At 68.7% G+C, this 18,892-nt stretch carries 21 protein-coding genes; 17 read left to right on the forward strand and 4 right to left on the reverse strand.

The annotated features are described in order from the left end of the window. Positions 1 to 166: 166 nt before the first annotated feature. On the reverse strand, positions 167 to 631 hold the full coding sequence (locus tag ACT3HL_RS05245) for an archease (RefSeq protein WP_445085752.1): 465 nt from the start codon (positions 629 to 631) through the stop codon (positions 167 to 169). Positions 632 to 789: 158 nt separating this feature from the next. Here ACT3HL_RS05245 and ACT3HL_RS05250 point away from each other — a divergent pair, with 158 nt between their 5' ends. Further along, positions 790 to 1,476 carry a hypothetical protein gene (locus ACT3HL_RS05250; RefSeq protein ID WP_445085753.1) on the forward strand — a complete coding sequence of 229 codons (687 nt, stop codon included), beginning with the start codon at positions 790 to 792 and terminating at the stop codon, positions 1,474 to 1,476. A gap of 50 nt (positions 1,477 to 1,526) precedes the next feature. Here the strand turns inward: ACT3HL_RS05250 and ACT3HL_RS05255 are convergent, their stop codons facing one another. Beyond that, positions 1,527 to 2,744, reverse strand: a complete 1,218-nt coding sequence (locus tag ACT3HL_RS05255; protein WP_445085754.1) for an ATP-binding protein — start codon at positions 2,742 to 2,744, stop codon at positions 1,527 to 1,529. A 510-nt stretch (positions 2,745 to 3,254) separates the two neighbouring features. Between ACT3HL_RS05255 and ACT3HL_RS05260 the strand changes: the two genes are divergently transcribed. The 9 genes from ACT3HL_RS05260 to ACT3HL_RS05300 all read left to right on the forward strand — a co-directional run bounded on the left by ACT3HL_RS05260 (position 3,255) and on the right by ACT3HL_RS05300 (position 13,577). Further along, a complete protein-coding gene (locus ACT3HL_RS05260; protein WP_445085755.1) occupies positions 3,255 to 4,613 on the forward strand; it encodes an RNase J family beta-CASP ribonuclease in 1,359 nt (452 codons plus the stop codon). Position 4,614: 1 nt separating this feature from the next. Continuing rightward, entirely contained in the window at positions 4,615 to 5,661 is a 1,047-nt protein-coding gene (gene idsA3 / locus ACT3HL_RS05265) for a geranylfarnesyl diphosphate synthase (protein ID WP_445085756.1), read from the forward strand. A 168-nt stretch (positions 5,662 to 5,829) separates the two neighbouring features. Beyond that, positions 5,830 to 7,512: an aldehyde ferredoxin oxidoreductase C-terminal domain-containing protein gene (locus ACT3HL_RS05270; RefSeq protein ID WP_445085757.1), complete on the forward strand. Its 1,683-nt coding sequence runs from the start codon at positions 5,830 to 5,832 to the stop codon at positions 7,510 to 7,512. A 199-nt stretch (positions 7,513 to 7,711) separates the two neighbouring features. Next, entirely contained in the window at positions 7,712 to 9,436 is a 1,725-nt protein-coding gene (locus ACT3HL_RS05275) for a glutamate--tRNA ligase (protein WP_445085758.1), read from the forward strand. A gap of 19 nt (positions 9,437 to 9,455) precedes the next feature. Then, positions 9,456 to 10,148, forward strand: a complete 693-nt coding sequence (locus ACT3HL_RS05280; protein WP_445085759.1) for a cyclase family protein — start codon at positions 9,456 to 9,458, stop codon at positions 10,146 to 10,148. A 115-nt stretch (positions 10,149 to 10,263) separates the two neighbouring features. Beyond that, on the forward strand, positions 10,264 to 10,617 hold the full coding sequence (locus tag ACT3HL_RS05285) for a hypothetical protein (RefSeq protein WP_445085760.1): 354 nt from the start codon (positions 10,264 to 10,266) through the stop codon (positions 10,615 to 10,617). A 180-nt stretch (positions 10,618 to 10,797) separates the two neighbouring features. Beyond that, a complete protein-coding gene (locus ACT3HL_RS05290; RefSeq protein ID WP_445085761.1) occupies positions 10,798 to 11,355 on the forward strand; it encodes a hypothetical protein in 558 nt (185 codons plus the stop codon). 102 nt (positions 11,356 to 11,457) lie between these two features. Beyond that, positions 11,458 to 12,807, forward strand: a complete 1,350-nt coding sequence (gene hisD / locus ACT3HL_RS05295; protein ID WP_445085762.1) for a histidinol dehydrogenase — start codon at positions 11,458 to 11,460, stop codon at positions 12,805 to 12,807. 5 nt (positions 12,808 to 12,812) lie between these two features. Further along, positions 12,813 to 13,577, forward strand: coding sequence for a class I SAM-dependent methyltransferase (locus ACT3HL_RS05300; protein WP_445085763.1), 765 nt, complete (start codon positions 12,813 to 12,815; stop codon positions 13,575 to 13,577). A gap of 31 nt (positions 13,578 to 13,608) precedes the next feature. Here ACT3HL_RS05300 and ACT3HL_RS05305 read toward each other — a convergent pair whose 3' ends face one another. Continuing rightward, the gene (locus tag ACT3HL_RS05305; RefSeq protein ID WP_445085764.1) at positions 13,609 to 14,028 is read right to left on the reverse strand and encodes a universal stress protein; all 420 of its coding nucleotides are present in this window, start codon (positions 14,026 to 14,028) and stop codon (positions 13,609 to 13,611) included. Between the two features lie 107 nt (positions 14,029 to 14,135). Between ACT3HL_RS05305 and ACT3HL_RS05310 the strand changes: the two genes are divergently transcribed. The 7 genes from ACT3HL_RS05310 to ACT3HL_RS05340 all read left to right on the forward strand — a co-directional run bounded on the left by ACT3HL_RS05310 (position 14,136) and on the right by ACT3HL_RS05340 (position 17,730). Beyond that, positions 14,136 to 14,504 (forward strand): iron-sulfur cluster assembly accessory protein, encoded by a 369-nt coding sequence (locus ACT3HL_RS05310; RefSeq protein WP_445085765.1) that lies wholly within the window; start codon positions 14,136 to 14,138, stop codon positions 14,502 to 14,504. Positions 14,505 to 14,592: 88 nt separating this feature from the next. After that, positions 14,593 to 14,844 carry a DUF5816 domain-containing protein gene (locus tag ACT3HL_RS05315; protein ID WP_445085766.1) on the forward strand — a complete coding sequence of 84 codons (252 nt, stop codon included), beginning with the start codon at positions 14,593 to 14,595 and terminating at the stop codon, positions 14,842 to 14,844. A gap of 101 nt (positions 14,845 to 14,945) precedes the next feature. Beyond that, on the forward strand, positions 14,946 to 15,287 hold the full coding sequence (locus ACT3HL_RS05320; protein ID WP_445085767.1) for a DUF7116 family protein: 342 nt from the start codon (positions 14,946 to 14,948) through the stop codon (positions 15,285 to 15,287). Positions 15,288 to 15,383: 96 nt separating this feature from the next. After that, positions 15,384 to 16,088: a hypothetical protein gene (locus ACT3HL_RS05325; protein WP_445085768.1), complete on the forward strand. Its 705-nt coding sequence runs from the start codon at positions 15,384 to 15,386 to the stop codon at positions 16,086 to 16,088. Then, positions 16,085 to 16,741: a hypothetical protein gene (locus ACT3HL_RS05330; protein WP_445085769.1), complete on the forward strand. Its 657-nt coding sequence runs from the start codon at positions 16,085 to 16,087 to the stop codon at positions 16,739 to 16,741. The genes ACT3HL_RS05325 and ACT3HL_RS05330 overlap by 4 nt, the downstream gene beginning before the upstream one ends. Before the next feature lie 82 nt (positions 16,742 to 16,823). Continuing rightward, entirely contained in the window at positions 16,824 to 17,030 is a 207-nt protein-coding gene (locus ACT3HL_RS05335; protein WP_445085770.1) for a dodecin, read from the forward strand. Between the two features lie 292 nt (positions 17,031 to 17,322). Beyond that, the gene (locus ACT3HL_RS05340; protein WP_445085771.1) at positions 17,323 to 17,730 is read left to right on the forward strand and encodes a universal stress protein; all 408 of its coding nucleotides are present in this window, start codon (positions 17,323 to 17,325) and stop codon (positions 17,728 to 17,730) included. A gap of 29 nt (positions 17,731 to 17,759) precedes the next feature. Here ACT3HL_RS05340 and ACT3HL_RS05345 read toward each other — a convergent pair whose 3' ends face one another. Continuing rightward, positions 17,760 to 18,803, reverse strand: coding sequence for a mechanosensitive ion channel domain-containing protein (locus ACT3HL_RS05345; RefSeq protein WP_445085772.1), 1,044 nt, complete (start codon positions 18,801 to 18,803; stop codon positions 17,760 to 17,762). Between the last annotated feature and the right edge of the window lie 89 nt (positions 18,804 to 18,892).

The raw sequence follows: 18,892 nt of genomic DNA on the forward strand, positions 1-18,892 counted from the left end.
CAAACAACTTCCGAGTGCGGGAGCGCGTGGCCGGCCGCACTGCAGCGGCCGCCACCGGTCGGCGAGCACGTCGGCGACACGCCGACGAGCGGGGCGGTGAAACGTCGACGAACGCATCAGGGACACATCGATGAACGCGCTGTACGCCCGGTGAGAAACGGACTGCCTAGACGTCGAACACGACGTAGGCGGTCCACCCCGACGCCGTCCGCTCGACCCGCATCTCCGAGTAAGTGACCGCCTTGACCTCGCGCGCGTCGATCCGATCGAGCGGGAGCCCGCGATACGTTGCCGTGAGCGACCAGTCCTCAGCGTTCCCGGCGCGCGCTGCGTCCACTCCGCTGTCGTCGGCGTTCGGGGGAACGGCGATCTGTACGCGGTTCTCGACCGGGAGCACGCGCTCGACGTCGCGTTCGTAGATGAGCTGATCGAGGTAATCGAACAGCAGCGCCTCCCGGCTCTCGGCGGCGACAGACGCCTCGAACGTCGGTACCGAGTCGTCGACGGCCGGGATGTCGTCGCAGGAGGCCGCGGCGAGGCCGTCGGCGACGGCGCCGAACAGCGACGAGAGGTCGGGCGCGGTCGCCTCGACGGCGACGTCGGCGGTGTGCTCGCGAAGCTCGAATCCCATACGGCTTCGAGCGGTCGCCGCCGGCGTGTGTCTTCCGGTCCTGCCGGCGCGACGCGGTGATGACGGTGCGACGGCGACGGGGCGTCAGCGCCGCGTGGCGTTCGAGGGCCGACGCATCGGCGAGGAGCTTTATCGGTCTCGCGCCCGAATACGCGGGTATGCCGATGAAAGTCGCCGAGCCAGGCGAGTACCGCGAGATTGATCGGTGGGAGCGGGGCGTCGGCTGGATCGCCCGGCCCGAGGAGGAGATGCAGCGGGCGAGCCACGCCCTCGTCGGCGACGACGGCGGCGTCTGGGTCGTCGACCCCGTCGACGCACCCGGAATCGACGACCTGTTGACCGAGTTCGGTGACGTCGCGGGCGTCGTGGTCGGGCTCGACAGGCACAAACGCGACGCCGCGGCGCTCGCGACTCGTCACGGCGTGTCGGTCCACGTCCCTCGGTGGATGTCGGGCGTCGCAGAGGAACTCGACGCGCCGGTCGAACGGTACGAACGCGAACTCGGCTCGTCGGGCTTCGAGGCGTTCGCGGTCCGGGATTCGAGGGTCCCGCCGTGGCAGGAGGTCGGCCTGTATCACCGCGAGGACGGGACACTCGTCGTTCCGGAGGCCGTCGGGACCGTCTCGTACTTCCTCGCCCCGGGGGAACGCCTCGGCGTCCACCCGATGCTACGTCCCTTCCCGCCCCGACGCGAGCTGGGTGGGTTCGCCCCCGAGCGCGTCCTCGTCGGACACGGGGAGGGCGTGATGAGCGACGCGGCGACGGCCCTCCGGGGCGCGCTCGGTACGGCCCGACGGAATCTGCCGGGGGCGTACGGTCGCGCCCTCCGGGAACTGCTGTTCTGACCGCCGGACGGTGCCCCCGCTGACCGACGAGCCGTGACTGCGCTACCGGATCACTGCTCCGCGCTCACATCGTCCGCGAGCGGGACCGTGAGCGTCGTGACGGCCCCGTCGGCCGTCGACTGAGCCGCGACCTCGCCGCCGAGCTGCTGGACGACGAACCTGACGAGCCAGAACCCGAGTCCGCTCCCGTGTTGGAGCGGGGTCTCGCCGTCCCGTCGGAGCGCGGTGAGTTCGTGGGTGGGGATCCCCGGTCCGTCGTCCGCGACGCGAACGACGATCCAGCCGGGCTCGGACCCGGGTTCGACCGTGACGGTGACCCGAACCGGCTCCGGCGCGTCTTGGGCTCCGTCCCTCGTCTCCGGGGAGCCCTGATCTCCGTCCCTCGCCTCGACGGCGTGTTTGATCCCGTTCTCACAGAGCTCCACGAGCGCGACGTGGAGGCGCTCTGAGACCTCCCGGTCGGGATCGACCCCGAGCTCGACGTCGACGCGGCCGGACGGCCACTCCCGCTCGACGGCGGACCGCGACGCGGCGACGACGTCCCGGAGGCGCACGGTGTCGGCCTCGTCGGCGAACAGCCGCTCGATCTGCCGCACCTTCCCCGCGAGCCCGAGCCAGCGGTCGGCGATCCGATCGATGACGTTCGCCGCATCGACGACGGCTTCGTCGTCGTGATCGGAGAGCGTGCGCGCGTAGCCCCGGAGGAGGTTAAGGTCGTTCCGGACGTTGTGCCGCATCAGCCGGTTGAGCACCTCCGCCTGTCTCTCTCGACGGCGGCGACGCGTGACATCGACGAAGTACAGGACGTACCCGTCGCCGTCGTTGCTTGGCACGGCCTCGGCGACGGTGTGAACGAGCGAGCCGTCGGCGCGCACGAGACTGCGATCAAAGCGGTCGTCCGGTCGGGTTCCGTCTCTGCTGTCGGGGTCGCCCGTGTCTTCGGGGTCGCCGCCGTCGCTGTCGGCGGTCTGTCCGCCGGTCTCGGCGGAGAACGATCGGTCGTTGACGTCGACGCCCCCGTCGGAGGAGGACACGGGGACGAGCGGTGAGGGACCGCCGTCAGCGCTGTTCGCCGTGGGATCTGCGGCGTATACAGAGCGGAGAGGGGAGCCGAGCAACTCCGAGCGCGGCCGATCGAGTCGGCGGGCGAACCGATCGTTGCAGTCTCGGATCACCGGCTCGCCGTCGTCGAGCGTCACGCGGACGGTGAGGACCGGCAGGTGATCGAAGCGGTCGATCCCTCCCCCGGCGGTGACGTGACGGTCCATCGTGGATGTAGGCCGTTGAATCGCGTCGTTCGCGGGCCCCGTCCGTTCGCGGCCTCGATTCGTTCGAGGCGTTGCGCCGTTCGCGGGCCCGATCTGTTTGGTGCTTCGTTTCGAACGCGGATCGGTCGGGTACTCAACCTTTCCCCGGGAGTATCGAACTTGATAATCTTCTCGATCGGCGTTCGGAGTCGTTCGCGGGTCCGACCCGGTTAGTTTTTAGTACCCGGCCGAGAACTGACCAGTACCAACTCCCGCGGGTAAGTGTTCCGAGCGGCTCGGGGCACGCGGGGCCGACGACCGACGCGCTGTAAGACGCCGGGGCCGATCGGTCCCGAGACGGACGCCGGAACGCCGGTGCGCCGTCGAACCACGGCGGGACGTTTCAGTGAGCACCCTCGCCACACCGTGAGGACGGCCGTGTCTCTCCGGGCGATCGCGACCCCCTAGGGCGTGATCGCCGGGGCAGACGGCGGCCAATCTTACCGTGGCTTTCGATGCTCGGACACGACCATGGAAATCGAAATTGCGACAATCGGCGGATACGAAGAAGTCGGTCGACAGATGACGGCCGTTCGCGCGGGCGACGACATCGTCATCTTCGACATGGGCCTGAACCTCAGTCAGGTCCTGATCCACGACAACGTGGAGACCGAAAAGATGCACAGCCTGGATCTGATCGATATGGGCGCGATCCCGGACGACCGGGTGATGTCCGACCTCGAGGGCGACGTGCAGGCCATCGTGCCGACGCACGGCCACCTCGACCACATCGGCGCGATCCCGAAGCTCGCCCACCGCTACGACGCTCCGATCGTCGCGGCGCCGTTCACGATCGAACTGGCGAAACAGCAGGTCGAGGGCGAGACCAAGTTCAGCGGGAGCTTCGACAACGACTTCGTGAAGATGGAAGCCGGCGAGACGATGTCGATCGGCGACTCCGGCAACGTCGAGATGGAGTTCGTCCACGTCACCCACTCGATCATCGACGCGGTCAACCCCGTCCTTCACACGCCAGAGGGCGCGATCGTCTACGGGCTGGACAAGCGGATGGACCACTCGCCGGTGCTGGAAGACCCGATCAACATCGAGCGCTTCCGCGAGATCGGCCGCGAGGGCAACGGCGTCCTCTGCTACATCGAGGACTGCACGAACGCGGGCCGCAAGGGCCGGACGCCCTCGGAGTCGCTCGCGCGGAAACACCTCGAGGACACGGTCAAGTCGATGGAGGACTACGACGGCGGCATCGTCGCCACGACGTTCTCCTCGCACGTCTCCCGCGTCTCCTCGATCGTCGAGTTCGCCAAGGAGATCGGACGCCAGCCGGTGCTTCTGGGCCGCTCGATGGAGAAGTACTCCGGGACCGCAGAGCGGCTCGGCTTCGTCGACTTCCCGGACGACGTCGGGATGTACGGCCACCGCAAGTCCGTCGACCGGACGTTCAAGCGAATCATGAAGGAGGGCAAGGAGAACTTCCTCCCCGTCGTCACGGGTCACCAGGGCGAGCCGCGGGCGATGCTCACCCGGATGGGTCGCGGCGAGACGCCCTACGAAATCGAGGACGGCGACAAGGTCATCTTCTCGGCGCGGGTCATCCCCGAGCCGACGAACGAGGGCCAGCGCTACCAGTCCGAGCGCCTCCTGAAGATGCAGGGCGCGCGGATCTACGACGAGGTCCACGTCTCCGGCCACCTGCGCGAGGAGGGCCACTACGAGATGCTCGACGCGCTGCAGCCCCAGCACGTCATCCCGGCCCACCAGAACCTGAAAGGCTTCTCCCCGTACGTCGACCTCGCCGAGTCGCAGGGATACACGATGGGGCGGGACCTGCACGTCACGCGGAACGGGAACATGATCCAGCTGGTGGAGTGAGATGAGTTCGGAAGCGACGGAGGAACGCGTGCTCGAGGCGGTTCGAGAGCGGCGCGAACTCGTCAACGAGGCGCTCGAGGAGGACATCCCGATGAAGTCCCCCGAGCGCCTCTACGAGGCGACGCGCCACCTCCTGACGGCCGGCGGGAAGCGGCTCCGCCCCACCGTCTCGCTTCTGACCGCGGAGGCGCTGGCGGACGTCGAGCCGCTCTCGGTCGACTACCGCGCGTTCCCGGCGCTCGACGGCGCCGAAATCGACGTGATGGCCGCCGCGACGAGCATCGAGGTCATCCAGTCGTTCACGCTGATCCACGACGACATTATGGACGACGACGACCTCCGCCGCGGCGTCCCCGCGGTCCACAAGGCGTACGACACCGAGACGGCGATCCTCGCGGGCGACACGCTCTATGCGAAGGCCTTCGAGCTGCTCTCGGAGACGGGTGCAGACCCCGCCAACGGCCTCGAAGCGGTCCGTCGGCTCGCGACGACCTGCACGCAGATCTGTGAGGGGCAGGCGCTCGACGTCGAGTTCGAGCGCCGCACGGAGGTCCTCCCCGACGAGTACCTCGAGATGATCGAGCTGAAGACGGCGGTCCTGTACGGCGCGGCGACGGCGACCGCCGCGACCCTGATGGACGCCGACGACGAGACCGTCGAGGCGCTGTATCGCTACGGCATCGACTCCGGACGCGCGTTCCAGATTCAGGACGACGTCCTCGATCTGACGGTGCCCTCCGAGACGCTCGGCAAACAGCGCGGCTCGGACCTCGTCGAGAACAAGGAGACGATCATCACGCTGCACGCGCGCCAGCAGGGCGTCGACGTCGACGGCCTCGTCGGCGCCGCCGACGTCGAATCCGTCACCGAATCGGAGATCGAATCGGCCGTCGAGACGCTCGATAACGCCGGATCGATCGGCTACGCGGAGGAGAAAGCCCGCGAGCTCGCTGAGAACGCGAAGGCGCACCTCGAGGTCCTCCCGGACAACGAGGCGCGCGCGCTCCTCTGTGATCTCGCGGACTACCTGATCACGCGCGGCTACTGACCGCCGGCACGGATCTCGTCGTCGACGACGGCCCGGCGCGGAGGTTCGTCGCTAGGGCGGTCTGCGGCGAGCACCGCCCGCCCGCGATATGCTCTCTTCGAGCGTCGCCGACGTACTCGGAGGACCAAAAACGATATTCGCGTAGTCGGCAAGGAGCTACCACTGATAATGCTCCACACGACCGGCCCGCTCTTGACCATCGACGTCGGCGATCGAACCGTCGAGGAGACGGCCGTCGACGACGTCCTCGAGGAGTTCATCGGCGGCCGCGGCGTCGGGACTGCGCTAGCCCACGAGCGGATCCCGTTCGACGCGGACCCGTTCGGCCCGGAGAACCGACTGTTCTTCACGACCGGCCCGATGCAGGTGTCGAATATGTCCTTCACCGGACGGATGAACTGCACCGCCGTCTCGCCGTTGACCGACGGCCTCGTCTCTTCGAACGCCGGCGGCTTTATGTCTCGACACTTCGCCGATACCGGCTACGCGGCGGTCGAGATCGTCGGCCAGAGCGACGAACTCGTCGTCCTCCACGTGACCGACGAGGGCGTTGCGTTTGAGGAAGTCCCGGATCTCGAGGAAGCGACGGTGCCGGAGACGGTCGGCTACCTCGAGTCGACCCACGATATCGGCGCGGACAAGACAGCCATCATCGGGCCCGCCGGCGAGAACCGCGTCCGCTTCGCCTCCGTGATGACCTCCGAGGAGCGCGCGTTCGGCCGTGGCGGACTCGGCGCCGTCCTCGGTTCGAAGAACGTCAAGGCGCTCGCTGTCGAGGGCGACTCCCGCCCTGAGACCGACATTCCCGCCACCCAGACGGAGATCCACCGGGAGGCGGCGACGAGCGACCACATCATGAAAGAACAGGGGACCGTCGCCGTCATGGATCTCGCCAACGAGAAGAACGGGCTTCCCTCGTACTACTTCTCCGAGCAGCAGTTCGAGGGCGTCGAGGGCATCAACGGCTCCGCGGTGGCGGAGAAGAAGCACAAGAAGGGAACCTGTTCGGCATGCGCGTTCGCCTGCAAGCTCCCGACGAGAGACGAGGAGCGCGGCGTCGAGACGGAGGGCCCCGAGTTCGAGGTCGCGATGGCCTTCGGGTCGAACTCGGGCGTCGACGACATCGTCGACGTGATGGTCTCGAACGGGCTCTGCGACGACTTCGGCCTCGACGCCATCTCGGCGGGAAACACCGTGGCGGCCTACCTCGCCGCCGAGGACGAGTTCGGCAACCGAGAGCTCATCTGGGACCTCCTCGAGAAGATCGCCTACCGCGAGGGGATCGGCGATACCCTCGCGGAGGGCGTCGACCGCGTCCACGACGACCTCGGCGTCGAGAACTGGTCGGTCAAGGGGATGGACTTCGCCGCGCACGAGGGCCGCGTCCTTCACGGCCAGGGTCTCTCCTACGCCGTCGCGAACCGCGGCGCCGATCATATGTACGCGACCTTCTACTCGGTCGAGTACCCGCTCGTCCCCAAGGACGAGGCCGTCGAACCCGAGGGCACCCTCGGCAAGGCCGACATCCTCGTCGAGCGCGAGAATCTCATGGCGCTGAACGACAGCGGCGTCGTCTGCAAGTTCTCCCGGGACTTCATGACCCCCGCCCGCTACGAGTCGCTGTTCGGCGCCGACTACGAAGACTTACTCGAAGTGGGCGACCGGGTCGTCACCCTCGAGCGCCACTTCAACAATAAGCGTGGCTTCGACCGCAACCAGGACCGCCTGCCCTACGACCTGCCCGACTTCGAGGCGGCCCTCTCGGCGTACTACGACGAGCGCGGGTGGAACGACGACGGCACCGTCCCGGACGAGACGGCGGGCGCGAACGCCGCACCCGCCGCTGACTGATCGGGAGCGTAACTGATTTTGCCTCTGATCGCTCTGCCGTTGTTTCAGACGGCGGGTGAGCGTCCCCGTCAGTAGGCCGCCGTTCGACGTCTTCGATGTGAGTGGCCGGCGCCAACACTCCGTCCTGCGGTCGGCAACTCCCACCCCCGTGAACCCCAATCCGGCCCCCTTTTTACCGGGGAGGACGCATCGGCGCGTAATGGACGAGGACCTACGCGAACGCGTCGAGCGCGAGGCCGAAAAGCACGCGCTGCTCAACGCGGTCAAATACGACAGCGACGCCGACGTCGGGGCCGTGATGGGCCCGCTGATGGGCGAGAACCCCGACTTCCGGCCGCACGGCGACGAGATCCCCGGCGTCGTCGGCGGCGTCGTCGCCCGCGTGAACGACCTCTCGACGCCCGAAAAGCGCGACCGACTGGCGGAACTCGCGCCGGAGGAACTCGCGGAGATGGAGTCCGAAGACGAGGGAGACGACCACGCCCTCCCGGACCTCCCGAACGCCGACGACTACGACGAGGTGCGGATGCGGGCGGCGCCGAACCCCAACGGCCCCTGGCACATCGGTCACGCCCGGATGCCCGCGGTCATCGGCACGTACAAGGAGCGCTACGACGGGTCGTTCATCGTCCGCTTCGACGACACCGACCCCGAGACGAAGCGACCGGACCTCGACGCCTACGACGCCATCCTCGACGACATCGCCTACCTCGGCTTCGAGCCCGACGACGTCGTGATCGCCTCCGACCGGCTGGAGACCTACTACGAACACGCCCGCGACCTGATCGACGCCGGCGGCGCCTACACCTGCTCGTGCACGGGCGAGGAGTTCTCGGCGCTGAAGAACGACGCGCGGGCGTGTCCGCACCGCGAGAAGGACGCGGCGACGACCCGCGAGGAGTTCCAAGCAATGGTCGACGGCGAGTACGGCTCCGGCGAGATGGTCCTCCGCGTCCGCACCGACATCGAACACAAGAACCCGGCGCTCCGCGACTGGGTCGCGTTCCGGATGATCGACACGCCGCACCCGCGCGAGGAGGCGGCCGACTACCGCTGCTGGCCGATGCTCGACTTCCAGTCCGGCGTCGACGACCACCTCACGGGCGTCACGCACATCATCCGCGGCATCGACCTCCAGGACTCCGCGAAGCGCCAGCGGTTCGTCTACGACTACTTCGGGTGGGAGTACCCGGAGGTGATCCACTGGGGCCACGTGCAGGTCGACGCCTACGACGTGAAGCTCTCTACGTCGACGCTGAAAGCGCGGATCGAGGCCGGCGAACTCGACGGCTGGGACGACCCGCGCGCGCCGACGCTGCAGAGCCTGCGGCGGCGCGGCATCCGCGGCGAGGCGGTCGTCGAGGCGCTGATCGCGCTCGGGACGTCGACCTCGAACGTCGACCTCTCGATGAGTTCGATCTACGCCGCCAACAGAGAACTCGTCGATGACGGGGCCGAGCGCTACTTCCTCGTCCGCGACGGCGAGCGATTCCGCGTCGCGGGCGGTCCGGAGGCCGGCCACCCGCCGCTTCACCCCGACCACGAGGAACGCGGCGAGCGGACGATCCCGGCCGCTGACGGCGTCGTTCTCGAACCCGAGGACGTTCCGGAGGCGGGCGAACGCGTCTGGCTGAAGGGCTACGCGTGCGTCCGTCGCTCCGGCGGCGATCCGGAGACGCTCGTCGCGACCGACGACGGCATCGAGGTCGTCCGCGACGGCGGCGTCGACGTCGTCCACTGGGCGCCGGCCGAGGGCGGCGTCGACGTCCGGATGCGAACGCCCGACGGCGACGTGACGGGCGTCTCCGAGCCGGATTTCGGGGAAACGGCCGTCGGCGACGTCGTCCAGTTCGAGCGGGTCGGCTTCGCGCGCGTCGACGAGCACGCCGCCGACGAGTCGGTCGTCTACTGGACGCACCCGTGAGCCGGGGGCGCGCGTTCGCGTGACCGGGGAGCGAACCACTGACGCCGACGGCCGCCTCGCCGACCTCACGCGACCTGTCGAGTCCGGGATGCCGACGTACCCCGGCGACCCCGTGGTCGAAATCGCTCCGCACGCGACGCACGCCGAGGACGGCTACCGCGTCTCTCGGCTGGAACTCGGGACGCACACCGGCACGCACGTCGACGCGCCCGCCCACATCGACCCCGACGGCGCGACGCTCGGCGCGTTCGGCCCCGAAGACCTGCGGTTCGACGCGCGCGTGGTCGACTGTCGCGGCGTCGGCCCGAGGGCAGCCATCGAGGTCGAAGCGCTTCCGGACGGGGGGAGCGACGCCGCCCTCGGCGATGTCGACGCGCTCGTCTTCAGAACCGGCTGGGCTAACCACTGGGGTACTGAGCGGATGGTCGATCACCCGTTTCTCGCGCCCGAGACGGCTCGACGGTGCGCCGCCGCGGACGTTGCGGTCGTCGTCGACGCGCTCAGCCCGGACCCCTCACTCGAGGGCGACCTCCCGGCATCCCACGAGGGAGACGCGCTCCCCGCCCACCGCGCGCTCTGCGGTTCGGGGATACCGATCGTCGAGAACGTCTGCAACCTGGAGGCGCTCCCCGACCGCGCCTTCGAGTTGCTCGTCTGCCCCCTGAGGGTCGACGCCGACGGCGCGCCGGCGCGCGTTCTCGCACGCGTTTGAACCCGAGACAACTCCGCGAAATCCGGGTTAACCATCGGAAAAACCGGGATAAACGGGGCTTACGGACTCGACGGCTTACGTACTCCCGGCTCGTCGCCTCAGGTGTAGATCGACGATGAAACGAACCACCGTACTCGCAGTCGCGCTCGCGGCGCTCCTCGTTGCGACGGGCGCGGCGGCCGCGATACCCGGAAGTACAGCCTCGGCAAACACAGGCGGCGCGGCAGCCGCGGACGACGCGAACGCCGGTGCGGCCGACCGTGCCGGCTCGAGCGCGGCCGAACAGGCCGGCCCGCCCGCTGAACTTCCCGGACCGGTCCCGGACTTCGTCTCGGACGTCCACGGACTCGTTCAGGGATTCCTCGACGGATCGCTCGATTCGCTCGGCCCCGCGGTAAGTGACGCGGCCGGTGCCGATGAGGCGGACGGCGACGATAGATCAGACGAGAGCACCGATACCGACGCGTAACTGCTCGAGAAACCCGCGGATCGCCCGGTCCCCGCTGAACGCCGACCGCCCCGGCCCTCGAACACCGGTGCCCATATCCGACTCCGACCCCCAACGCTAGCAGTGGCTTTGGAACGGTAGTCGAGAGCCGACGCCCGGTCGTGTGACCGCTGATCACAATTTGAAACTGGTCTGATACGTATGAACGCAAAACCGATCGTTATCATCGCGCTCGTCGTTGCCGTCGGTGTCGGGGCCGTCGTCGTGGGCGAGAACATCACGTCCGGCGGCGACGCCGACGAATCCGAGCCGTTCCCGACCGCGACGGCCTCGGACTCGGCGGGGAACGATGACCTCGACGGATCGGAGGGATCGGGAACCGCGACGTCAGATTCATCGGTCGACGAGACGCCGACTCCGCCCTTCGCGTTCACTATCGAGAACATCGAAGAGTGCGGACAGACCTGTCGCGACGTCACCTCCACGCTGACGAATCAACAGGACGCGACCGCCGAGGGCGTCACCGTCCACACGCGCATCTTCGCCGGGCGGGGTACAGACGGTGACGTCATCTGGAACGGCGACGCCGACGTCGGCACGCTCGCGGCCGGCGAGTCCTTCACGACGACTCGCCGCGTCGACCTCTCGTTCTCGGAGGCGCTCAAGGTGCAGAACAACGACGGCTGGATTACCGTTCAGACGACTGTCGACTCTGCGGACCGGACGGTGACGTTCACCGACGAGCGACAGGTCGCCTGAGCGCACGCGGACTCGCGCCGCTTTCGATGGTCTCCGCGGTTCCGTGTCGGTGGTCTCCGCAGTTCCGGAACGTCCTTACCCGCCCGCGCCGAACCGCGGGACATGACGCTGCAAGTCCGGGCCGTCTCCGACCTCTCGCCGGAGGAGCGGGCGGCCTTCTTCGATCGCGACGCCGGGATCGGCGACGCGCGCGCCGACGTCAGAGAGATCGTCGGTCGCGTGCGCGAGGAGGGCGACGTCGCCGTCCGGGAGTTCTGCCGGGAGTTCGACGGCGTGGAGGTCGGCAATCTCGACGTGACCGACGAGGCCGAACGCGCCTACGGGGCCATCGACGACGACGTGCGTGCGGCGATCGAGACCGCGGCGGCGAACGTTCGGGCGTTCCACGAGCGGCAGGTCCCCGACGACTGGCGGGAGACGTTCGGCGCGGACGCGGCGGGTGCGGAGGATCGCTCGGATTCGGGGCTCCGGGAACTCGGCCGCCGCTTCCGCCCGATAGAGCGCGTCGGCGTCTACGCCCCGGGCGGCACGGCCGCGTACCCCTCGAGCGTGCTGATGGGCGTCGTCCCCGCGAAGGTCGCGGGCGTCGAGCACGTCGCGCTCGCGACCCCCCCGGCCGAAGAGCTGAATCCGGTCACGCTCGCGGCGGCGCACGTCGCGGGTGCCGACGCGGTCTACAGCGTCGGCGGCGCGCAGGCCATCGGCGCGCTCGCGTACGGCACCGAGACCGTGAACGCGGTTCAGAAAGTCGTCGGCCCCGGAAACCGGTGGGTCACCGCCGCGAAGGCCGAAGTCAGAGGCGACGTGGACATCGACTTCCTCGCGGGGCCCTCGGAGGTCCTCGTGCTGGCGGACGAGACGGCGGAGCCCGACTTCGTCGCGGCAGATCTGCTCGCGCAGGCCGAGCACGATCCGAACGCCTCCGTCGTCGCCGTCACCGACGACGCGGACGTCGCCGGGGACGTCGTCGAGGCGGTAGAGGCACAGCTCGCCGACCGAGAGCGCGCCGACGTGATCCGCGAGGCGCTCGGAAACGACGCCTCGGGCGTCCTCCGCGCGCGGTCGATGTCGGAGGCCGTCCTGTTCGCAGAGGAGTACGCGGCCGAGCACCTCTCGATTCAAACCGAGGACAGCGAGGCCCTGCTGGATCGGATCTCGAACGCCGGCAGCGTGTTCTTGGGCCCGTACACGCCCGTTGCCGCCGGCGACTACGCGTCGGGCACGAACCACGTCCTCCCGACGTCCGGCGGCGCGAGGCGCTACGGCGGTCTCTCGGTCGACACCTTCCTGCGCTCGACGACGGTGCAGCGGCTCGACCGCGACGGCTTGACGGCGCTCTCGGAGACGATCACGACGCTCGCGGAGGCCGAGGGGCTGGAAGCACACGCCGAGAGCGTCCGCGCGCGGTTCGCCGCTGAGAACCTCGGGGACCCCTCGGACCGCGCCGAGTGACTCGGATGGCCGACGTCCCCCGACCCCCGACGTTCGCCGACGCGTGCGAGGCCGTGCTCTCGGACCCGACTGACGACCACGCCGCCGACGGGACGCCCGCGCCGATCATCGCCCGGTCCGTTCCCGACGGGTGGGGCGAGCGCCGAGCGCGACTCGTCGCCTCGCGCTTTCCCGCCGACGTCGACCGCGTGCTCGAACTCGGGAGCGGGACCGGGGCGCTCCTGCGCGAACTCGGCGAGCGATACGACGCGGTCGGCGTCGACTCTCGCCGCGCGCGGCTCGGATTCTCGGCCGCGCGCGGCGAGGCAGTCGTGCAGGGTTCGCCGACTCGACCACCCGTACACCCCGCGTTCGACGGCGTCTGCGCGGGCGAGCACGCGACCGGCCGCGCCTCGGCCGTCGACGTCTGCGTGGCCGCGTACGGGGCGCTTCGACCGGGCGGAATCGCCGTCGTCGCCGCTCCGACCGCGCCGGCCGCCGTGGCGGAACCGGGCGTCGAGACCTACCGCGGGTCGCGGTACCTCCTCGAACGGGCCGTCGACGTCGACGCCCCGACGGGCAGGGTCGTCATCGACTACCGGGTCACAGATCGGCGGACGGGCGACGCGGCGGTCGTGTCCGACTCGCGGACCGTCGAGACGACGACGGCCGAGGGACTCACCGCCGCGCTCCGAACCGCGGGGTTCGCGGACGTGCTCGTCGCCGGCGAGAGCGACCTTCCCGGCGTTGTCGTCGGTCGCGGCGTTCGCGCCGTCGAGACGGGCCAGTGAGCCGGCGGTCGCGTCCGGATCGCGGTCGCGGCTACTCCTCGCGGAGCGTCAGCACCGGAATCGACGACAGCCTGACGACGCGTTCTGTCGTGCTCCCGAGGAGGTAGCGGTCGAGTCCGCGGCGACCGTGCGTGCCCATCACGATCAGGTCGGCGTCCACCGTCTCGGCGTACTCGAGTATCGTCCCGACGGGGTCTCCCGTCTCGACGGCGTCGACGACCTCGATCGCGAGATCAAGGCGATCGGTGGTCTTTTCGATGATCCGTGTCCCTTCGCGTTCGAGCGCATCGACGACTTCGCCGCCGAGCGTCGTGACGCTGTCGCGGTTGGCGTCGGCGACGTAGAGCACGTGGAGCGTCGCGCCGTGGGCCGCCGCGAGCGACGCGGCGTGGTCGACCGCCGCGTCGGCTTGGTCGCTGCCGTCTGTCGGAACGAGGATCGCGTCGTACATATCCGCCGGTTCGCGAGCGGCCCACATATATCCCCGGCAGTCGCCGGGGCGTGCCGGCGGTTGGGCAGCGTCAAGATTAACACCGTTCGTCCGGTAGTGAGTAACATATGAGTACGGAAACGGCCGATGCCGGCGGGAACAACTCGACGGTGACCGTCACGGAGGAGGCCGCCTCGGAGGCGCTTCGACTCATCGAGTCCGAGGGGCTCGACACCGACGAGGCGGGGCTCCGGCTGTTCGTTCAGCAGGGGGGCTGTGCGGGGCTCTCCTACGGGATGCGGTTCGATCACGAACCGGAGTCCGACGACGCCGTGGTCGAACAGCACGGGCTCCGGGTGTTCGTCGATCCCGCGAGTCAGAACTACGTCGGCGGATCGACGCTCCGCTACGAGGGCGGTCTCCAGGGCGCGGGATTCCACGTCGAAAACCCCAACGTCGTCAGCGAGTGCGGGTGCGGCGAGTCCTTCCGAACGTGATCGTGAGGGCGCCTCGCGGCTTCTCTCCGCGCGTTCGCGGGTTCTCCCCGAACGTGACAGATATACCGCGGCGTCGCTAACCGGAGGTATGGCTACCGAACGCGACGCCGTCGAGACGCCCGACGGCGAGACGGTGTACGCCGACCGCTCGGACGCCGCGCGCGGCGCGAAAGGCCCCTTCTTCGTCGTGTACGCGACTCCCGACAACGAGCGGCGCTGGGGGTATCTCTGTGCGAACTGCGAGTCGACCGACAATGCGATGGACACGATGGGGCGCATCGAGTGCAACGGCTGCGGGAATCTGCGGAAGCCCGAGGAGTGGGACGCGGCCCACGAGTGAGTTGGCTGTTCCGAAGAGACGCGGTCCCGTCCGTATCCGCACAATATCGTGTGTCATATCGTAACAAGATTTATGCTATCGGGTGCAGTAGTCGCAGGTACATGCCCCCTGTCAGCATGCCTCCCTCGGAGGACGCCCGGGCGATCTTCAGTCGGCTGGGCTACAGTGTTTCGGGCGACGGACCGGAGTTCGTCGCCGAGCGGAAGTGGCGCACGGTCCGCGTCACGGCGCTTTCGGACGACGAAGACCTTCGCGGACGCCGCGTACTCGCCGACGGCGGCGACCCGTCGAACGACTATCGGTTCCGATGCTTCGTCGCACCGAAATCGACCACAGGGGACGTACAGAATCATCTCGAGAGCGCCGATCCGGCCTACGAGTGGGCCGTGATCGGCGTTGGCGACGACGGCGAGTACGACGTCCACCTCCCGGACGCCAGCTAACGCCGCGTCGGCGACCGTTGCTTCGTCGCGTTCGCGATCGACTGAGAGGCGTCGCCGCAGGAACCATTTTGTATCCGGCGTCGCGTACCCGTCGGTATGTCGCACACCGGCCTGTCGCACGTCGTCGAGAGCCGTCGGCTCAACGCCGTGTTGGCCGGGCTCCTCTTCGTCTTTCTGGCGGCCACGGCCGTCGGCGAATTCCTCGCCGGGGACTACGAGTGGGCCGGTTTCACGCTCGCCGTGCTCGCCGTCGCGCTCGTCCCGCCGCTCATCCGGCGGAATCCGACGGCGATGCTCCCCTGGGAGGTCGTCTTCCTCGCCGCCTTCCCGCTCATCGCGCGGGCGCTCGTCGCCGGCGAGCGGATCGGCGGAATGACGTTCTCCGGCCGCGTGACCACGTACGTCGCGGTCGCGGCCGTCGCGCTCCTGATCGCCGTCGAACTCGACGTGTTCACGCCGGTGAAGATGAACCACCGGTTCGCGGTCGTCTTCGTCGTCGTGACGACGATGGCCGCGGCCGGCATTTGGGCGGTCGTCCGCTGGCTCTCCGACGTACTCGTGGGCACGCGGTTCCTGTACGACGGCCGCCCCGAGGCGGTCCTCGAGGAGGCGATGATGTGGGACTTCGTCGCGGCGACCGTCGCCGGCGTCTTCGCGGGCCTCCTCTTCGAGTACTACTTCCGGCGGCGGGCCCGCATCCCACGCCGCCTCCCCGACGGAGACGTCGGGAGCCACCCCGAGGCGACAGAGTCGACACACCCCGAGGCGATCAACCGCGACGGAACGGGAGATCGGCGATGAGAATCCGCGAGGCGCTCCACGTCTCCGAGCGCCGGCAGCGGCAGGCCACGCGAGCGATGCAGGCGTTCTTGGTCGCGATGCTCGTCGCCGGGGTGCTGCTCCGAAGCGGTGGGGTCGTTCTCAACGCCGCCATCGGGCTGTTCGTGACGTTTCTTCCGGGCGTCCTCGAACGCGACCTCGGGCTTCCGATGGACGCCGGCCTGACGCTGTGGATCTCCGCAGCGGTGTTCCTGCACGCGGTCGGTACCCTCACGCTCCCGGTCGTCGGTAAGCCCTACGTGAACGTCTGGTGGTGGGACCACGTCACCCACGCGCTCTCGGCCAGCCTCGTCGCGGGCGTCGGCTACGCGACGACGCGCGCGGTCGACATCCACTCCGACTCGGTCTCGCTTCCCCCGCGGTTTCACTTCGTGTTCATCCTGCTTTTCGTCCTCGCGTTCGGCGTGCTCTGGGAGGTGATCGAGTTTATGATCAGTCTTGCGGCGGCGCGGACGGGCACCGAGGGCGTTCTCACGCAGTACGGGCTCGGTGACTCGATGCTGGATCTCCTGTTTAACACCGCCGGTGCGATCCTCGTGGCCATCTACGGCAGCAATCAGCTCTCGGGGGTCGTCGACGCGCTCACCGTACGGTTAGACGACTCTCGGGGCTGAGCAGTCGGCCGCCCCGACGGCGCTCGACGTTCTGATTCGTCCCAGACACTTATCGTGTTCCGTGCTGTATCCCCGCACGACGATGGTGTTCAAGAAAGTCACCCTGATCGGACGGAGCCCGGATAGTTTCGACGGCGCGGTCGACGACGCGATCGACCGCGCGGAGGAGACGCTCGACAACGTCCACTGGATCGAGGTGGACGAACTCGGCGTCGAGATCGCCTCCGTCGACGGTCACGAGTACCAAGCTGAGGTCACCGTCGCGTTCGAGCTGCGGGACGGCGAATAGGTTCACGAGACGGGGAAGGCGAGCCGCAAACGCCGCGGCGGTCCGCTCGGACGCCGCCTGCGAGCCACACGACGGATTCTTTTCGCTCTTGCGATCACGAGTGGTGAATGCCGCGTCTCCTCCACGACTTCGCCGATTACGCCCGCGAGTCGGGATTGCGTCGAGATCGAGGGGCGGATCCGACGCGCCGCTGAGTCGGAGGCGACGAGCGCTGGGGGCCGGGTGACGGACGCCGCGGGATGAGCGTGCCGAGTGGAAACGTTCAGGACCCGTCGCGTCCTCGGCTTCGACGATGACGCGCGTCGTGGTCCCCGTCCGGTACCCGCTGACGAAGCACTCCCGAGCGACGCTCTCGGAGGCGATTCGGATCGCCGAGGAGCGATCGGCCGAGCTGACGGTCCTGCACGTCGACCTCTATCAGGAGAACAACGGCGTGACGCGGGCCGGACTGAAACGCGCGGTCGAATCGACGCTCGGTCCGCTCGACCGGACGCGGTACGTCGTCCGCCGGGGGTTCCTCGTCGAGGAGACGATACTCGAAGAGGTGGCCGCAGACGACGCCGACATCGTCGTCCTCGGCGCGAAGCAGGCCGGCCGGTGGCGACGGATGCTCCGGCGCTTCCTCGACGACCCCGACATCGAGACGTACCTCCGGGAGAAACTGGAGTGCACCGTGATCACCGTCCGCGCGGACGAGTAGCCGCCGGAGTCGAGGGCGACTCGCGTCGGTTACGACTCGTCGGGCGAGCGGTTCGCGAGGGGTCCATCGGTCGTTTCGGGCTCTGTGTGTTCGGGGTGTCCCGGGTGGGTGCGTCCGACTCGATCGGCTCGCTCGCCGACCCTCGCGTCGAGCGTGCCGCTGGTGTCGTCGAAGATCAGGTGGCGGTGCGGGTAGGCGAACTCGATTCCGGCGTCCGACTCCCGGAACGACTCCGAGATCCGAGTGCGGATCTGCGACTCCACGGTCGGGATCTTGTAGGGCTTGTTCACCCAGTAGCGGAGCCTGAGCACGACGCCGTCGTCGGCGAACGCCGCCCGAAGCACCGTCGGGCGCGCCGGGTAGCGCGCGCTTCCGACCCGGATGTCGGGGCCGCCGGTGATGACCTCAGCCGTGTCCGCCGCGGCGCGACGCATCAGTCGCCGCGCCGCCGCCGCGTCGGACTCGTAGGTGACGACCACGTCCAGGGCCAGCCTGACGCGCTCGTCCTCCGCGGAGTAGTTCGTTATCAGGCGCTCCCGAATCACGGAGTTGGGAATGACGAGAAACGTGTTATCGAGCGTGAAGAGCTTCGTGTACCGGATCGTGATCTCGTCGACGAAGCCCCGCTGGCCGTCCTCGAGTTCGATCATATCGCCGATCTCGTAGGGTTGGTCCGCGAGGATGAACAGCCCGTTGATCGTGCTCCCGACGATCGGAGCGAGCACGATACCGAGGACGGCCGAAAAGACCGTCACCGAGAGCACGATATCGCCGAGCTCGAAGCCGAGGACACCCGCGGCGACGGCGGTGGACACGAAAACGACGCCGACCCTGACGAGGCGGAGAACGGTCTGTGCGACGCTCTGGCGGGGGAACTGCCTGGCGACGGACCGTCCGACCAGTCTGACGACGTACCGAGAGAAGACGACTCCCACCGCGACGATTAAGGCGGCCAGCACCCACCGCCAGCCCGGGAACTGAAGCCACTGCGGGACCGCGGCGGCGAGCTCGCTGCCGGACGCCGATCTCACACCGGGCGCCGGCGTCGCCGTCGGCGTCGTCGCTGACTGCATATACCTGCGTCCACGCGATGCCCGGACAAAAAGGGTTGTTCCACCGACCGAGGACGGCCCGGGAAAACGATAAGGGCACAGTCGCCGTC

It is taken from the genome of Halobellus sp. GM3 (assembly GCF_052545375.1).

Excerpts from the sequence above, each read along its gene's own strand:
- ACT3HL_RS05260 (WP_445085755.1), top strand. The coding sequence starts at position 3,255 with ATGGAAATCGAAATTGCGACAATCGGCGGATACGAAGAAGTCGGTCGA.
- ACT3HL_RS05290 (WP_445085761.1), top strand. The coding sequence starts at position 10,798 with ATGAACGCAAAACCGATCGTTATCATCGCGCTCGTCGTTGCCGTCGGT.
- ACT3HL_RS05330 (WP_445085769.1), top strand. The coding sequence starts at position 16,085 with ATGAGAATCCGCGAGGCGCTCCACGTCTCCGAGCGCCGGCAGCGGCAG.
- ACT3HL_RS05250 (WP_445085753.1), top strand. The coding sequence starts at position 790 with ATGCCGATGAAAGTCGCCGAGCCAGGCGAGTACCGCGAGATTGATCGG.
- ACT3HL_RS05320 (WP_445085767.1), top strand. The coding sequence starts at position 14,946 with ATGCCCCCTGTCAGCATGCCTCCCTCGGAGGACGCCCGGGCGATCTTC.
- ACT3HL_RS05305 (WP_445085764.1), bottom strand. The coding sequence starts at position 14,028 with ATGTACGACGCGATCCTCGTTCCGACAGACGGCAGCGACCAAGCCGAC.
- ACT3HL_RS05325 (WP_445085768.1), top strand. The coding sequence starts at position 15,384 with ATGTCGCACACCGGCCTGTCGCACGTCGTCGAGAGCCGTCGGCTCAAC.
- ACT3HL_RS05275 (WP_445085758.1), top strand. The coding sequence starts at position 7,712 with ATGGACGAGGACCTACGCGAACGCGTCGAGCGCGAGGCCGAAAAGCAC.
- ACT3HL_RS05300 (WP_445085763.1), top strand. The coding sequence starts at position 12,813 with ATGGCCGACGTCCCCCGACCCCCGACGTTCGCCGACGCGTGCGAGGCC.
- ACT3HL_RS05255 (WP_445085754.1), bottom strand. The coding sequence starts at position 2,744 with ATGGACCGTCACGTCACCGCCGGGGGAGGGATCGACCGCTTCGATCAC.
- hisD (WP_445085762.1), top strand. The coding sequence starts at position 11,458 with ATGACGCTGCAAGTCCGGGCCGTCTCCGACCTCTCGCCGGAGGAGCGG.
- ACT3HL_RS05335 (WP_445085770.1), top strand. The coding sequence starts at position 16,824 with ATGGTGTTCAAGAAAGTCACCCTGATCGGACGGAGCCCGGATAGTTTC.
- ACT3HL_RS05315 (WP_445085766.1), top strand. The coding sequence starts at position 14,593 with ATGGCTACCGAACGCGACGCCGTCGAGACGCCCGACGGCGAGACGGTG.
- ACT3HL_RS05345 (WP_445085772.1), bottom strand. The coding sequence starts at position 18,803 with ATGCAGTCAGCGACGACGCCGACGGCGACGCCGGCGCCCGGTGTGAGA.
- idsA3 (WP_445085756.1), top strand. The coding sequence starts at position 4,615 with ATGAGTTCGGAAGCGACGGAGGAACGCGTGCTCGAGGCGGTTCGAGAG.
- ACT3HL_RS05310 (WP_445085765.1), top strand. The coding sequence starts at position 14,136 with ATGAGTACGGAAACGGCCGATGCCGGCGGGAACAACTCGACGGTGACC.
- ACT3HL_RS05270 (WP_445085757.1), top strand. The coding sequence starts at position 5,830 with ATGCTCCACACGACCGGCCCGCTCTTGACCATCGACGTCGGCGATCGA.
- ACT3HL_RS05245 (WP_445085752.1), bottom strand. The coding sequence starts at position 631 with ATGGGATTCGAGCTTCGCGAGCACACCGCCGACGTCGCCGTCGAGGCG.
- ACT3HL_RS05285 (WP_445085760.1), top strand. The coding sequence starts at position 10,264 with ATGAAACGAACCACCGTACTCGCAGTCGCGCTCGCGGCGCTCCTCGTT.
- ACT3HL_RS05340 (WP_445085771.1), top strand. The coding sequence starts at position 17,323 with ATGACGCGCGTCGTGGTCCCCGTCCGGTACCCGCTGACGAAGCACTCC.